This is a genomic window from Rodentibacter sp. JRC1, from assembly GCF_020521555.1.
Classification (GTDB): domain Bacteria; phylum Pseudomonadota; class Gammaproteobacteria; order Enterobacterales; family Pasteurellaceae; genus Rodentibacter; species Rodentibacter abscessus.
This window is the reverse complement of record NZ_BPWA01000001.1, coordinates 2,206,737-2,223,277: the sequence shown is the minus strand read 5'-3', so window position 1 is coordinate 2,223,277 and position 16,541 is coordinate 2,206,737. Positions and strand designations below refer to the sequence as shown.

At 41.5% G+C, this 16,541-nt stretch carries 12 protein-coding genes; 10 read left to right on the top strand and 2 right to left on the bottom strand.

Annotated features, from left to right (window positions below; genetic code table 11):
- Positions 1–9 precede the first annotated feature (9 nt).
- The 5 genes from araG (at position 10) to araA (ending at position 6,722) form a co-directional block, all read left to right on the top strand.
- Entirely contained in the window at positions 10–1,512 is a 1,503-nt protein-coding gene (gene araG, locus HEMROJRC1_RS10100; RefSeq protein WP_226692790.1) for an L-arabinose ABC transporter ATP-binding protein AraG, read from the top strand.
- Between the two features lie 30 nt (positions 1,513–1,542).
- Entirely contained in the window at positions 1,543–2,514 is a 972-nt protein-coding gene (araH, locus tag HEMROJRC1_RS10095; RefSeq protein WP_226692789.1) for an L-arabinose ABC transporter permease AraH, read from the top strand.
- Positions 2,515–2,539: 25 nt separating this feature from the next.
- The gene (araC, locus tag HEMROJRC1_RS10090) at positions 2,540–3,379 is read left to right on the top strand and encodes an arabinose operon transcriptional regulator AraC (RefSeq protein ID WP_255618279.1); all 840 of its coding nucleotides are present in this window, start codon (positions 2,540–2,542) and stop codon (positions 3,377–3,379) included.
- A 218-nt stretch (positions 3,380–3,597) separates the two neighbouring features.
- Complete coding sequence (locus tag HEMROJRC1_RS10085; RefSeq protein ID WP_226692787.1) at positions 3,598–5,196, top strand: xylulokinase; 1,599 nt, start codon at positions 3,598–3,600, stop codon at positions 5,194–5,196.
- A 38-nt stretch (positions 5,197–5,234) separates the two neighbouring features.
- Positions 5,235–6,722 (top strand): L-arabinose isomerase, encoded by a 1,488-nt coding sequence (gene araA, locus HEMROJRC1_RS10080; RefSeq protein WP_226692786.1) that lies wholly within the window; start codon positions 5,235–5,237, stop codon positions 6,720–6,722.
- A 61-nt stretch (positions 6,723–6,783) separates the two neighbouring features.
- On the opposite strand, the gene hldE is transcribed toward araA, so the two are convergent.
- On the bottom strand, positions 6,784–8,214 hold the full coding sequence (gene hldE / locus HEMROJRC1_RS10075; RefSeq protein WP_226692785.1) for a bifunctional D-glycero-beta-D-manno-heptose-7-phosphate kinase/D-glycero-beta-D-manno-heptose 1-phosphate adenylyltransferase HldE: 1,431 nt from the start codon (positions 8,212–8,214) through the stop codon (positions 6,784–6,786).
- 86 nt (positions 8,215–8,300) lie between these two features.
- Between hldE and HEMROJRC1_RS10070 the strand changes: the two genes are divergently transcribed.
- From HEMROJRC1_RS10070 to gltS, 5 genes are all read left to right on the top strand, one after another.
- Complete coding sequence (locus HEMROJRC1_RS10070; protein ID WP_226692784.1) at positions 8,301–9,236, top strand: Kdo(2)-lipid IV(A) acyltransferase; 936 nt, start codon at positions 8,301–8,303, stop codon at positions 9,234–9,236.
- Between the two features lie 76 nt (positions 9,237–9,312).
- Positions 9,313–11,211, top strand: a complete 1,899-nt coding sequence (parE, locus tag HEMROJRC1_RS10065) for a DNA topoisomerase IV subunit B (RefSeq protein ID WP_226692783.1) — start codon at positions 9,313–9,315, stop codon at positions 11,209–11,211.
- 1 nt (position 11,212) lies between these two features.
- Positions 11,213–12,385: a copper-containing nitrite reductase gene (gene nirK / locus HEMROJRC1_RS10060; protein ID WP_226692782.1), complete on the top strand. Its 1,173-nt coding sequence runs from the start codon at positions 11,213–11,215 to the stop codon at positions 12,383–12,385.
- A 75-nt stretch (positions 12,386–12,460) separates the two neighbouring features.
- Entirely contained in the window at positions 12,461–14,728 is a 2,268-nt protein-coding gene (gene parC, locus HEMROJRC1_RS10055; protein WP_226692781.1) for a DNA topoisomerase IV subunit A, read from the top strand.
- A gap of 34 nt (positions 14,729–14,762) precedes the next feature.
- Positions 14,763–15,971 (top strand): sodium/glutamate symporter, encoded by a 1,209-nt coding sequence (gene gltS / locus HEMROJRC1_RS10050; RefSeq protein ID WP_374707307.1) that lies wholly within the window; start codon positions 14,763–14,765, stop codon positions 15,969–15,971.
- A 62-nt stretch (positions 15,972–16,033) separates the two neighbouring features.
- Here the strand turns inward: gltS and HEMROJRC1_RS10045 are convergent, their stop codons facing one another.
- On the bottom strand, positions 16,034–16,540 hold the full coding sequence (locus HEMROJRC1_RS10045) for a DUF2301 domain-containing membrane protein (RefSeq protein WP_226692779.1): 507 nt from the start codon (positions 16,538–16,540) through the stop codon (positions 16,034–16,036).
- Position 16,541: the final 1 nt, after the last annotated feature.

The window sequence follows — 16,541 nt, the reverse complement described above, 5'->3', positions numbered from 1 at the left end:
GAGTTAGATATGCCGATTCCCTATTTAGAATTTGACAATATCAGCAAAACCTTTCCCGGCGTTAAGGCATTGCAAAATGTCTCTTTTAAATGTTATGAAAGCAAAGTCCACGCATTAATGGGGGAAAACGGAGCCGGTAAATCGACATTACTCAAAATTTTAAGTGGTAACTATTTACCAACCAAAGGTAAATTGTCTATCGGCGGCAAAATGATGACATTCAAAAATACCAAAGAAGCCTTACTTGCCGGTATTGCAATTATCTATCAAGAACTCAACATCGTGCCGGAAATGACAGTGGCCGAAAATCTTTGTTTAGGACAATTGCCAAATACTTTTGGCGTAGTAGACAAAAAGGAATTGGTTAAAAAAGCACAGTATTATCTGGATAAATTAGCACTAAACATATCCCCCAATATGCCATTGAAAGCACTTTCTATCGGACAATGGCAAATGATTGAAATTGCGAAAGCTTTAAGCCGTGGTGCTAAAATCATTGCTTTTGATGAGCCAACCAGCAGCCTTTCCGCACCGGAAATTGAGAAATTATTTAATGTAATAAACGAATTAAAACAGGAAGGCAAAGTCATTCTCTATGTATCTCACCGAATGGAAGAAATTTTCCGCATTAGTGACGAAATCACCGTATTGAAGGACGGGCAATTTGTGGAAACCTTTTCCGATTTAAGCCAAATTAATAATGATGTATTAGTGCGTAGCATGGTGGGAAGAAACCTTGGCGACATTTACAACTATCGCCCACGAGAAATAGGAAAAACTCGCCTAAAAGTAACCGCACTTTGTGGAACGAAACTTAAAGGGAACTTTAATCTAAAAGTGCGAGCCGGTGAAATTTTGGGATTATTTGGTCTGGTCGGAGCTGGTCGGTCGGAATTGTTAAAAATCATCTTCGGTGCAGATACGATGACCTCAGGAACCATTGAGTTAGACGGGCAAACCGTCGTAATTAATAAACCCAAAGATGCAATTGAACAAGGCATTGTACTTTGTCCGGAAGATCGTAAAAAAGAAGGTATTATTCCAACAGCAACCGTAGGCGAAAATATCAATATCAGCGCACGCCGAACTCATAATTTCCTGAAGTTTATCATTAATGAAAAATGGGAACGTGAAAATGCAGAAAAACAGCGCCAACAAATGAATATAAAAACCCCATCAATTGAACAAACTATTGTGAATCTATCCGGTGGTAACCAACAAAAAGCTATTTTAGGACGTTGGTTATCTGAAGATATTAAAGTTTTGCTGCTGGATGAACCGACGCGTGGCATTGATATTGGAGCAAAATCCGAAATTTACGACTTAATTTTTAAACTCGCCGATGAAAAACTGGCAATTATCGTTGTTTCTAGTGATTTACCGGAAGTGATCGGATTATCGGATCGAATTATGGTAATGCGCACTCAACAAATCATAGACATTATCGACCGCCAAAATGCAACCGAAGAAACTATCTTGAAGTTGGCAATAGTTGAAAACAAAACCGCTTAACACATCACGAATCAATTTGGGAGATGTCATATGAATACAAAAAATTCAATAGAAAAACAAACAGGCACACTAAACAAAATCTGGAATTCCTATGGAATGTTACTGATTTTCTCCGCTATTTTTATCGCTTCCTGCATTTTTATTCCTAATTTCGCTACCGTTATTAATATGAAGGGGCTGGGTTTGGCTATTTCGATGAGCGGTATAGTCGCTTGTGGAATGTTATTTTGCCTTGCTGCCGGGGAAATTGATCTTTCTGTGGCTTCCGTCATTGCTTGTGCAGGAGTTGTCACTGCCGTTGTATTAAATTCAACGCAAAATATTTTCTTCGGTATTTCCGCAGGTCTCGGGCTAGGCGCATTAATTGGTTTGATTAATGGCTTAGCCGTTGCAAAATTAAAAATTAATTCTCTCATCACAACGCTTGCAACAATGCAGATTGCCCGCGGTTTAGGCTATATTATTTCAGATGGGAAAGCCGTTGGTATCACCACGGAAGCGTTTTTCGACATTGGATATGAATCCATTCTCGGCGTTCCTCTACCGATTATTTTCACCATTATTTGTATCGTTATTTTTGGTTTTCTATTAAGTAAAACCACCTACGGGCGTAATACCCTTGCAATCGGCGGTAACGAAGAAGCCTCGCGCTTAGCGGGAATTAACGTTGATCGCACAAAACTCATCATCTTTGTGGTTTCCGGTTTAGTTTCTGCATTAGCGGGAATAATTCTTGCCGCGAGAATGACCAGCGGGCAACCGATGACATCCATCGGATTTGAGTTAGTTGCAATTTCAGCCTGTGTGCTAGGCGGTGTTTCCTTAAATGGCGGTGTGGCGAAAATCTCCTTTATTATTGCCGGTGTATTGATTCTCGGTACGATTGAAAATGCAATGAATTTACTCAATATTTCCCCCTTTGCACAATATGTAGTACGCGGGTTAATTTTGCTTATTGCGGTAATCTTTGATAAATATAAACAAAAATTTATCAAGGCATAATCCTATTTATATGAAACAAAATGAGATGAATAAACAGACCAACCCGCTACTTCCCGGCTACAACTTCGGTGCCTATCTCGTTGCGGGTTGTACACCAATCCAAAAAGGCGAGGCATTGGATTTTACCATTAACCGCCCAAATGGTATGAAAGGCTACATTATTAATCTCACCGTTAAAGGTAAAGGCACGATTTTCAGTGATAAGAATACCTTTGATTGCACCGTCGGTGACCTATTGTTATTTCCGCCAAACGCCGTTCATTATTACCACCGAGCAGAAGATGCCAATGAATGGCATCATCAATGGATTTATTTTCGTCCCAGAGCGCTTTGGCTAAACTGGCTAAATTGGAGCAATACGATTCATAATGTCGGACGGTTAACAATTCCTCATACTCAAAATTACCAAGAGATTCTCCAATTATTTCAATCAATAGAGAAAGAATATCATTCGGGGTCTTTACTGAGCGAAGAGATGTCTATGTGCTTATTGGAACAACTGCTCATTCAATGTTTTAAGTTAGATCCGTCGAATAAACAACGCTTGCTGGATCCCCGCATTTTATCAACATGCCATTTTATTACGGATAATTTAGATAAAAACTATAATATTGCTGAAATTGCGGCTCATATACACATTTCACCGTCACGTTTAGCCCATCTTTTTGTTCAACAAATCGGCACAGGGATAATAAGATGGCGGGAAGAACAAAGAATGATAAAAGCAGAGTATTTACTCCATGCGTCTAATGCTCCGATTTATCATATCGCCCGCCAATTAGGTTATGATGATCAACTCTACTTTTCTCGCCTATTTAAACGACACTCTGGGTTAAATCCTTCGGAGTATCGTAATTCAAGATAATAATCAAAATGATTCGATCCAAATATCTCCTTTCATAATAAGTAATGGGGATATTTTTTATTATAAATATGAGCAATATCACAAATTATAATAACCAGCCGTTTTATCCATATAAATAGCATATTTTACTCTAACCTCAACTAAGATTTAATACTAAGATTTCCTCCGGTTTGTATAAGCATACCTTAACTTATTTAAATCTCAGGTAAGGAGAATATATGCCTTCAAATAAGGAACTCATCCGCAACGGAAATATCTCTATCGGTATTGAATTTGGCTCTACTCGAATCAAAACGGTACTTATTGATTCATTTGGAAATATACTGGCAAGCGGTGGTGTCAATTGGGAAAATCAACTCATTGACGGTATATGGACTTATTCTCAAGAAAACATCCGGCAGGGACTTCAGAATGCTTATCAATCACTGGCACAAGCGGTAAAAGAAAAATATGGTTTGCCAATTGTCTCAGCACAAGCCATCGGTATCAGTGGTATGATGCACGGCTATATTCCCTTTGATAATCAGAAAAATCAACTCGTATCATTTCGCACATGGCGTAACAATTTCACCACAGAATCATCACAAAAACTGACCGCACTTTTCCAGCATAATATCCCGCAACGCTGGAGTATTGCCCACCTTTACCACGCAATCCTCAAACAGGAACCGCATATCGCCCAAATTGATTATCTCACAACCCTAAGCGGCTATGTACACTGGATGTTAAGCGGTGAAAAAGTGATTGGTATCGGTGAAGCCTCCGGTATGTTCCCGATCGATCAACAAACCCAATCCTATGATCGATCTATGTTAAGTGCATTCAATAGCCTCATCGCAGAAAAAAACTATCCATGGAAAATCACTGAAATTCTGCCAAAAGTATTAACCGCAGGACAATTCGCCGGTTACTTAACAAAGACAGGCGCACGTTTATTAGATCCGAGCGGACAATTACAGCCGGGAATAAAAATGTGTCCTCCGGAAGGTGATGCCGGAACAGGGATGATCGCCACCAACAGTATTAAAGAAACAACAGGTAATATTTCTGCCGGTACTTCCGCGTTTGCGATGATTGTGTTGAAAAAGCCTCTTTCTAACGTTTACGAACAACTGGATATCGTCACCACTCCCAACGGAAAGCCCGTTGCCATGGCACACGCCAATAACTGCACAACCGATATTAATGCTTGGATAAATATTTTCCGTGAATGCTTAGATGTATTCGGTATAAAGCAAAGTGACAACCTACTTTATGAAAAGCTCCTCCAACACTCACTAAATGGAGATGATAACTGCGGAGGGTTATTATCCTACGGTTTTTATTCAGGTGAACACAGCGTAGGGTTAGAAACAGGCTGCCCGTTATTTATCCATCCGACCGAGGGGCGTTTTAATCTTGCCAATTTGATTCGTGCTCATTTGTACAGCGCATTTGGTGCAATGAAATCGGGTGTGGATATATTAATGAAACAGGAAAATGTAGAAGTGACACAAATTCTTGCCCACGGCGGTATTTTCAAAACACCGAACGTTGCGTCAAAAATTCTCGCCTCTGCCCTTGATGTTCCGATTGCCATTATGGATACTGCATCTGAAGGAGGGGCTTGGGGAATTGCGCTGCTCGCTAATTATTTGAGTTATGCCTCAACCCAATCATTAGAGCAATATTTAGATGAAACGATTTTCAAAAACACTAAGTTTTCTATCAGTAAACCGGAGCCGTTAATGAAACAGGGTTACGAGCAATTTATGCAACGCTATATACAGGGCATCCCCATTGCAAAAGCAGTGGCAGAGTTCGCTTCAAATAAATAATCACATTATTTTATTAATATTTAACAAGGAGTAATACAATGAAATTTCTAAAAGAACTTGAAGTTTGGTTTGTTGTCGGTAGCCAACATTTATATGGTCAGGAAGTACTACGACAAGTCGAAAGAAATGCAAAACTGATAACCACTTATCTCAATGAACAAAACCCATTTATTCAAATAAAACTAAAATCACTAGCAACGACACCGGATGAAATTCTAAGCGTTTGCCAAAAAGCCAATAATACGGAGCGATGTGTCGGTCTTATCGCTTGGATGCATACCTTCTCTCCTTCTAAAATGTGGATAACAGGGTTAACCCGGCTGACTAAACCACTATTGCAATTCCATACTCAATTTAATCGAAATATTCCTTGGAATGATATTGATATGGATTATATGAACCTGCATCAAACGGCTCACGGAGATCGTGAATTCGGATTTTTGGCTACCCGTTTACGTAAACCGAGAACAATCATTGTCGGGCATTGGCAAAGTGAAACGGTGCGATACAAATTTGATCGCTGGATGCGGGTCATTGCTGCAATTTATGATCAACAACACTTAAAAATAGCACGTTTCGGCGACAATATGCGTGAAGTAGCCGTAACAGAAGGCGATAAAGTAGAGGCTCAAATAAAATTTGGTTACAGCGTAAACGGTTATGGTGTTTATGAATTAGTAAACGCTATTGAGCAAGTCAAAGAGGAAGATGTTGCTCATTTAGTGAAAGAATATGAAACCGCCTACCAACTTACAGAAAGCTTACAAAAAACAGGCGAAAAACGAACCGCACTTTTAGATAGTGCCCGTATTGAGTTAGGACTAAAAACCTTCTTAGAAAAAGGGAATTTTAAAGCCTTTACCGATACTTTTGAAAATCTCAACGGTTTAAAACAATTGCCCGGCTTAGCGGTGCAACGTTTAATGCAACAAGGTTACGGTTTTGGTGCGGAGGGCGACTGGAAAACCGCCGCACTGGTGCGTGCGGTAAAAGTGATGAGTTACGGTTTGCCGAAAGGCTCTTCCTTTATGGAAGATTACACTTATAACTTAGATGAAAATAATGGAATTGTGCTAGGCGCACATATGCTTGAAGTTTGTCCCTCTATCGCACAAGAGCAACCCTTATTGGATATTAAACCGCTGGGGATTGGCGGCAAAGAAGATCCGACACGTTTGATTTTCACCTCCAAACCGGGGGAAGCCATCAATGCAACAATTATTGATATGGGCAACCGTTTCCGTATGATCGTTGCCGATATTGATGCTATCGAAAAGCCCCAAGCAATGCCAAACTTACCCGTAGGACACGCATTCTGGAAACTACGCCCGAATTTTGATGTCGGCACACAAGCCTGGATTCTTGCCGGCGGCGCACATCACAGTGTATTTAGTTTAGATATTGATGCAGAAATGTTACGTATCTTTGCCGAATTTTTCGGTATTGAATTCATTCATATCAATGCCAATACCGATCTCACCACACTAAAAAATGAGCTTCGTTGGAATGAAATAGCATACAAATAGCCACAAGCAACCCATTAGAAAAACTTAAAAAGGTTGGAAATCTCCAACCTTTTCTTCTCACTTAGTCTTTCAACGATTTAATTTTTTCGATCACATTCGTGGTGGAACAACCGTTTTCAAAATTCAGTACTTTTACATCTCCACCGTTTGCCCATACTTCTTGGCTACCTGCGATATTTTCCGGTTTATAATCCCCGCCTTTTACCAGTAAATCCGGCAAGATTTCGCCAATTAAGCGTTGCGGTGTGTCTTCGCTAAACGGTACAAGCCAATCTACGGAAGCCAGTCCTGCAAGCACTGCCATACGGCTTTCAAGATTATTAATCGGGCGGCTTTCACCTTTCAAACGTTTGACGGAATCATCACTATTTACCGCGACAATCAAACGATCACCCAGCTTACGGGCGTTTTCCAAATAAGACACGTGTCCCGGATGTAGAATATCGAAACACCCATTCGTCATCACAATTTTCTCGCCACGTGCTTTCGCTTGGGCTACGGCTTCTTTTAATTGTGTTTCGCTCATAATGCCAAACCCTGTTTCCGGGCGGGCGTGAATGGCATTTTCCAGTTCTACGGTAGAAACCGTTGATGTGCCGAGTTTACCGACGACAATACCGGCTGCGACATTGGCAAGATAACAAGATTCTTCAAACGAGCGACCGTCTGCCAACGCGGTCGCCAATACGCTAATCACCGTATCGCCGGCACCTGTTACGTCAAATACTTCTTTTGCAACGGTAGGTAAATGATAAGGTTTTTGATTCGGGCGAAGTAAAGTCATACCTTTTTCGGAGCGAGTGACTAAAAGTGCGGTCAATTCAATATCCGAAATTAATTTCAACCCTTTTTCGATAAGATCGTCTTCAGAATCACATTTTCCCACCACCGCTTCAAATTCCGACATATTCGGGGTTAGTAATGTCGCACCGCGATAGCGTTCAAAATCCGTTCCTTTCGGATCAATTAATACCGGCACATTAGCTTTACATGCAATTCGGATCATTTGTTGTACGTCTTTTAACGTTCCTTTGCCGTAATCGGAAAGAATTAAAGCACCGTAATTTTTGACCGCACTTTCTAATTTTGAAAGTACGTCTTTACAATCCACATTTTGGAAATCTTCTTCAAAATCAAGGCGTAAAAGTTGCTGATGGCGTGATAAAATGCGCAATTTCGTGATAGTCGGATGAGAATCCAATGCGACAAAATTACAATCGATATTTTGTTTTTCCAGCAAACGGGAAAGTGCCGCACCGGTTTCATCTTGCCCAATCAATCCCATCAGTTGTACCGGCACATTTAAAGAAGCAATATTCATCGCCACATTCGCCGCACCACCCGCACGTTCTTCATTTTCTTGTACCCGTACTACCGGCACCGGTGCTTCCGGTGAAATCCGATTGGTTGCGCCAAACCAGTAGCGATCGAGCATTACATCACCTAGAACAAGCACCTTTGCTTGCTTAAATTCTGCTGAATATTGAGCCATTTTGATCTCTCTTATAAAAAATTTGGCGTGATTTTACCATAAGTCATTTTTGCGTTAAACTACCGCGCAATTTAACAAGGAGTTTTATGAAAAACACTAAACTTCCTACTTTTCAACGTGCTTTTCTTGCACCAAAATATTGGGGCTTTTGGCTTGGTGTGGGAATTTGGCGCACTTTATTATTACTTCCCTACCCTATTTTACGCCGTATTGGCAATGGGTTAGGTTGGCTTTTTTCTCGTTTAAAGGTGGGTAAACGCCGTGCTCTCATTGCACGTCGTAATCTTGAACTTTGTTTTCCCGAGCTATCCCAAACGGAACGTGAAGCTATTTTGCAAGAAAACTTACGCAATGTCGGTATGGCAATTATTGAAACCGGTATGGCTTGGTTTTGGTCTGATGCCCGTATTAAAAAGTGGTCAAAGATTGAAGGGTTACATTATCTGAAAGACCATCAACAAGAGGGGATTATATTTGTCGGCGTACATTTTTTAACACTTGAACTTGGCGCACGCATCGTAGGGTTACAACACCCGGGGCTAGGCGTGTATCGACCGAATGATAATCCTGCTTTTGATTGGCTACAAACACAAGGTCGTTTACGTTCAAATAAAGATATGCTTGATCGCAAAGATTTACGCGGAATGATAAAAGCCATTCGTCATGGTGAAACGATTTGGTATGCCCCTGATCACGACTATGGACGAAAAAATGCCGTATTCGTACCGTTTTTTGCCGTGAAAGAGACCTGCACAACCTCGGGAAGTTATTTTTTATTAAAATCCTCCCCCAACAGCAAAGTGATTCCTTTTGCACCGTTACGCAATCAAGACGGTTCCGGTTATACGGTAAGCATTTCCGCTCCTGTGGATTTTAGCGATTTAGATGAAGAAACAGCGATTGCGGCAAGAATGAATCAAGTTGTGGAAAAGGAAATTATGAAAGGCATCACGCAATATATGTGGTTGCATCGCCGCTTCAAAACAAGACCGAATGAAAACGAGCCGAGCCTGTATGATTAAAAGTGCGGTCGAAAATGACCGCACTTTTTGATAGAATCACGCACAATTTTCAAATTTAACGAATCACGAATTTTAAATGACAACCAACTATTCAGCCCAAGAAATCACCGTTTTAAAAGATCTTGAACCGGTGCAAATTCGCCCCGGTATGTACACGGATACAACCCGCCCTAATCATCTTGCCCAAGAAGTGATTGATAATAGTGTAGATGAAGCCCTTGCCGGATTTGCAACAAAAATCGAAGTCATTTTACACGCCGATCAATCCATTGAAGTGATTGATAACGGTCGCGGTATGCCGGTAGATATTCACCCGACTGAAGGCGTTTCCGGTGTAGAAGTTATCCTCACTAAACTACACGCAGGCGGTAAATTTTCCAATAAAAACTATGAATTTGCAGGCGGTTTGCACGGTGTGGGGATTTCCGTGGTCAATGCCCTCTCGGAACGCGTAGATATTCAAGTTAAACGCAATGGCGAAGTGTACAAAATCGCCTTTGAAAACGGCGCAAAAGTGGAAGAATTGGAAATCATCGGTACCTGCGGCAGACGCACCACCGGAACAACCGTACACTTCAAACCGAACCCCAAATATTTTGACAGTGCGAAATTTTCCGTAAGTCGCTTACGTCATTTATTACGTGCAAAAGCCGTTCTCTGCTCAGGGCTTGAAATCAAATTTATTGACAAGGTCAACAACACACAAGATGTGTGGTTATATGAAGACGGTTTATCCGATTATCTCATTGAAGCGGTTAATGGCTATGAGACTTTGCCGCAAAAACCCTTTGTGGGTGAATTTAAAGGCTCAAACGAAGCGGTTAGCTGGGCATTGTTATGGTTGCCTGAAGGTGGCGAACTCATTGGCGAAAGCTATGTAAACCTTATTCCCACTATTCAAGGCGGTACCCATGTTAACGGTTTACGCCAAGGCTTACTTGATGCGATGCGTGAATTTTGTGAATTTCGCAATTTATTACCACGAGGCGTAAAGCTGACCGCAGACGATATTTGGGAGCGTTGCGCTTATATTCTTTCGCTCAAAATGCAAGATGCACAATTTGCCGGGCAAACCAAAGAACGATTGTCATCACGCCAAAGTGCGGTCTTTGTAAGCGGTGTTTTAAAAGATTCATTTAGCTTATGGCTCAATCAAAACGTGCAAGATGCCGAAAAACTTGCCGAAATGGCGATAAGTTCTGCACAACGACGTTTACGTGCCGCCAAAAAAGTAGTACGTAAAAAATTAGTCAGCGGCCCTGCGTTACCGGGTAAATTAGCCGATTGCGGCTCACAAGATTTAGAAAAGACCGAACTTTTTTTAGTCGAAGGTGATTCGGCAGGCGGTTCGGCAAAACAAGCCCGTGATCGTGAATATCAAGCAATTTTGCCATTACGCGGGAAAATCCTCAATACTTGGGAAGTCTCGCCGGAACAAGTGTTAGGTTCGACCGAAATTCACGACATTGCCGTAGCACTTGGTATCGATCCGGATAATGATGATTTATCTCAGCTTCGCTATGGTAAAGTTTGTATTCTTGCCGATGCGGATTCTGACGGTTTACATATTGCTACCTTGCTTTGCGCGCTCTTTCTACGTCATTTCCCAAAACTGGTGCAAGACGGACACGTTTACGTAGCAATGCCGCCGCTTTATCGTATCGACTTAAACAAAGAAGTATTCTACGCCTTAGATGAAAGCGAAAAAGAGGCGATTTTAGATCGTTTGAAAATCAAAAAAGGCAAGCCGAACGTACAACGCTTTAAAGGTTTGGGTGAAATGAATCCGTCTCAATTACGTGAAACGACAATGGATCCGAATACCCGACGTCTCGTGCAATTAACTTATGATTTGGAAGAAGATCAAGATTTAAAAACCTTGGAATTAATGGATATGCTATTGGCGAAGAAACGTTCGGAAGATCGAAAAAACTGGTTACAAGCCAAAGGCGATCAAGTGGATTTGGTTGTATAAAATGAATGAACAACGACGTGATTTTCTCAAAACCGGCGTGTTAAATATCGCCGCAATCACACTAGGTGCAGGCTTAAACCCAGTGCCTAATGCATATGCGCAAACATCAAATAAAGCAATTGATGACAATTTGCCTGAAATTGAAGCGGAATTAACATTAGCCCCTCAGGTTCCTAAACCGATTGACCGTAACTACCCTGCAAAAATTATCGTAAAATTGACCGCACTTGAGCAAATTACGGAACTGATGGAGGGGGTACGATTCAAATTTTGGACGCTCAACGGTAGCGTGCCGGCTCCTTTTATTCGTGTTCGTGAGGGCGATATTGTAGAAGTTCAACTTTCAAACTCAGCCGGTTCAATGATGTCACACAGCATTGATTTCCACGCCGCCTCAGCCCCAATGGGCGGCGCAATAGCAAATGAAACCGCCCCGAGCCGCACCAGCACGTTCCGATTTAAAGCCTTACATTCCGGTCTCTATATCTATCATTGCGGCAGCCAACCTGTCGCCGTACATCTGGCAAAAGGGATGTACGGTTTAATTTTAGTCGAACCGAAAGAGGGATTACCTAAAGTTGATCATGAATACTACGTTATGCAAAGTGAATTTTACACGCGAGGAAATTTTGGTGAGCCGGGGTTACAACCTTTCAGTATGCAAAAGGCATTAGATGAACGCCCTGATTATGTGTTATACAATGGCAAAGTAGGTTCCTTAATGGGTGATAACGCCTTACAAGCCAAAACCGGAGAAAAAATAAGATTATTTATCGGTAACGCAGGCCCTAATTTAGCCGCCTCGTTTCACATTATCGGTACAATTTTTCATAATGTTTATGTAGAAGGCGGTACATTAATCAATCACAACGTTCAAACGACATTAATCCCTGCGGCAGGTTCTACTATTATTGAAACACAAATTGACGTGCCGGGTACTTATGTTCTGATGGATCATTCAATTTTCCGAGCCGCCAATAAAGGAACAATGGGACATTTAATCGTAACGGGAAAAGAAAATCCGGAAATCTATTCCGGTAAACTAAAAGATGAACCTTTTAAAGAAATCAACCCGCCAAAACCACAGCCTGTACCATATGAAATTGACGGGCACAGGGAAATGATAAGAAGCCCTGCTCATACGGATGGAAATACCGGAGCAACCCCAAAATAGTTTTGTTTTTTATCAAATTTTTTCTGATGTAAATCATTTAAAACAAATAGAATTTAATCTAACACTAAAAATAGTATGGCAGCCAATATCAACTATGAAGGCATTGAACAAATGCCGTTACGCACTTTCACGGAAAGTGCTTATCTCAACTATTCTATGTACGTCATTATGGATCGCGCCCTCCCCTTTATCGGCGATGGTTTAAAGCCGGTACAACGACGTATCGTTTACGCAATGTCAGAACTGGGCTTGAATGCGACGGCGAAATATAAAAAATCCGCCCGCACCGTTGGTGATGTATTGGGTAAATTTCACCCGCACGGTGATTCGGCTTGTTATGAAGCGATGGTATTGATGGCCCAGCCCTTTTCCTATCGCTATCCGCTTGTTGACGGGCAAGGAAACTGGGGCGCGCCGGATGATCCGAAATCCTTTGCCGCAATGCGTTATACGGAATCACGCCTGTCTAAGATCTCAGAAATTCTACTAAGTGAACTTGGACAAGGCACGGTAGATTATCAACCTAACTTTGACGGTACATTAGAAGAACCGCAATATTTGCCGGCCCGTTTACCCCATATTTTGCTGAACGGAACAACAGGCATTGCGGTAGGGATGGCAACCGATATTCCGCCGCACAATATTAATGAAATTGCCGATGCCGCTATAATGTTATTGGATAATCCGAAAGCAAGTCTTGATGATGTGCTTAATGTCGTTCAAGGCCCTGATTTTCCTACAGAAGCGGAGATTATTTCCCCGAAAGCCGAAATTCGTAAAATTTACGAACAAGGTCGCGGTTCAATAAAAATGCGCGCCACTTGGAAAAAAGAAGACGGTGAAATTGTCATTTCAGCCTTGCCTCATCAATCTTCACCATCAAAAATCATTGCACAAATCGCCGATCAAATGACGGCGAAAAAACTTCCGATGGTGGAAGATATTCGTGATGAAGCGGATCACGAAAATCCGATTCGTATCGTACTTGTACCGCGTTCTAACCGTGTGGATACCGATGCTTTAATGGCACATTTATTCGCCACAACGGATTTAGAAAAAAGCTATCGTGTCAATATGAATATGATCGGGCTTGATCACAAACCTGCTGTGAAAGGCTTGCTACAAATTCTCAATGAATGGCTCATTTTCCGCCGTACCACGGTAACCCGCCGTTTGCAATATCGCTTGGATAAAGTACTTTCCCGATTGCATATTCTAGCAGGCTTAATGATAGCCTTTCTAAATATTGATGAAGTGATTGAGATTATTCGCTATGAAGATGAGCCGAAAAGCGAATTAATGGCACGCTTCAATTTAAGCGATGAACAAGCCGATGCGATTTTAAATTTACGCCTACGTCATTTAGCTAAATTAGAAGAACATCAACTTCGTGCAGAGCAAGAGGAACTGGAAAAAGAGCGGTCAAATTTAGAAGCGATTTTAGGATCCGAACGCCGTTTAAATACGCTCATCAAAAAAGAAATCCAAGAAGATGCTAAAAAATATGCCAGTCCGCGGATGTCTCAATTGATTGAGCGTGAAGAAGCGAAAGCGATTTCTGAAAGTGAAATGACACCGGCTGAACCCGTTACCGTGATTTTATCGGAAATGGGTTGGGTGCGTTGTGCTAAAGGGCATGATATTGATCCTAAAGCATTAAGCTATAAAGCCGGTGATGGCTACCGTGCGCACGCTTGCGGTAAAAGCAACCAAGCTGTCGTCTTTATTGATAGCACGGGGCGCAGTTATGCCGTTGATCCGCTCAGTTTGCCTTCTGCACGTTCCCAAGGCGAACCGCTTACCGGTAAACTAACCCTACCTGCGGGAGCAACGATTGAACACGTGATAATGGAAGGAGAACAGCAAGCACTATTGATGTCATCGGATGCCGGTTATGGCTTTATTTGCAAATTTGAGGATTTAATTGCTCGTAATAAAACGGGAAAAGCATTGATTTCATTACCGGAGAACGCTAAAGTACTGCAACCTAAAATTCTGTCAAATTCAACCGCACTTTTGGTTGCCTTAACTTCAAGCGGCAGAATGCTGATCTTCCCGGTACAAGATTTACCGGTATTATCAAAAGGTAAAGGCAATAAGATCGTGAGTATTTCTGCTGCTAATGCAAAAGATCGCAGCGAGTTGCTCGTGAAATTATTGCTGATTTCAAATCAAGCCGGTCTTGAATTTCATTCCGGTAAACGAAAAGTCACATTAAAACCGGAGGATCTACAAAGATTCCGCGCAGAACGGGGGAGAAAAGGTTCACAGCTCCCTCGTGGTCTACACAGCAATGTAGATATTGTCGTGATTGACGCGGAACAGAACTTAAACCAATCTTAAACTAAACCAACCTATAGGAGAATATTTAGTGAATATTGTTTTTGATACCTATCAAACACTGACTCTTGCAAGCCTTGTTTTATTATTAGGCTATTTTTTGGTGAAACGTATCAGCGTGCTCAAAAGTTTTAATATTCCGGAACCGGTTGTCGGCGGCTTTATTGTCGCTATTGCCCTTTTCATTTGGCATCAGGTAGATGGCACGTCATTCACATTTGAGAAAAGTTTACAAACAACGATGATGTTGGTTTTTTTCTCATCAATCGGTTTAAGTGCAAACTTCGCACGTTTAATTAAAGGCGGTAAGCCATTAATTATTTTCCTTTTTGTTGCCGCCGCCTTAATTTTCTGCCAGAACGTTATCGGCATTGCAGGCACGCAAATTCTAGGCATTGACCCGGCGTACGGCTTATTAGCAGGTTCGGTAACACTAACCGGTGGACATGGCACCGGTGCTGCGTGGGCGGAAACCTTTATCAAGGAATTTAACTTGCCGGCGGCTACGGAAATCGCCATGGCTTGTGCAACCTTTGGTTTAGTATTTGGTGGCATTATTGGTGGCCCGGTCGCACGTTTCCTACTGAATCGCCAAAAACAAGGAGAAAATCCTGAAAATGATGAGGTGGATGATGTACAAGAAGCATTTGAACATCCGACCTATCAGCGCAAAGTCAATGCCCGTTCTATTATTGAAACTATTGCAATGATGTCTTTCTGTTTATTGATCGGCCAATATTTGGATAGCATCACAAAAGCGACAGCATTACAACTACCAACCTTTGTTTGGTGTTTGTTCACCGGTGTTATTATTCGCAACACATTAACCCACCTTTTTAAATTCCGTGTAGCGGATTCTGCCATTGATGTACTCGGTAGCGTAGGGTTATCTATCTTCTTAGCGATTGCTTTAATGTCATTGAAACTTTGGGAGTTAGCCGGTCTTGCCGCTGATGTACTTGTTATCTTGGCAATTCAAGTTACCTTTATGGCATTCTTTGCGGTTTCTGTCACTTATCGTGTGATGGGGAAAGACTACGATGCGATTGTGTTAAGTGCGGGACATTGTGGTTTCGGTTTAGGCGCAACCCCCACGGCGGTTGCAAATATGCAAGCCGTTACAAGTCGTTTTGGAGCTTCTCATAAAGCATTCTTAATCGTCCCAATGGTAGGGGCATTCTTTATTGATTTAATTAACGCCTCACTGCTGAAAGTATTCTCAGCAATTGTTACTTATCTACACTAATTGCGTAAATCAAAAAGGAGCGGTCAGATCAAATTTAACCGCTCTTTTTTATACCCGTAAAATTAAACTTGGTATTTCGTTTTATCTCCAATATCAAAATGCAATGGCATTCGCCATTTTTGTACGGCAAGAACCAATAACAATATCCCCACCACAATTGATAAAATACGTGTTAACGTTCCCCCTTCAAACACCCAAAGAAACCATAACAGGGCGATAAAAATAGGTTGCAAATTTAATAACGGAACACGAAAACAAAAATATTCTTTAAAACAAAGCCCACCCAATGTAACGAATGCCCCTCCGAGTGCCAATTCATACCAACCTAAAATATAACAAAGTAAACCGATCCAAGTGGCAAATTGAAAGGTTAAGCGAAAACGTTTCAGGTAAATATGTAAAGAAGAGGCGCAACAAGTCGCTGCGATTAAAGTTGCAATTTCAGCCTGTTTAGGAAACCAAGTAAGCAATAAAATACTGAAACCTGCAATTAAAAAGCCCGTTCGATAAATAGCAACAGTGATGTTATCCCAAATGTCCATAGGTGATTGAATATGTGGATCCGCCATT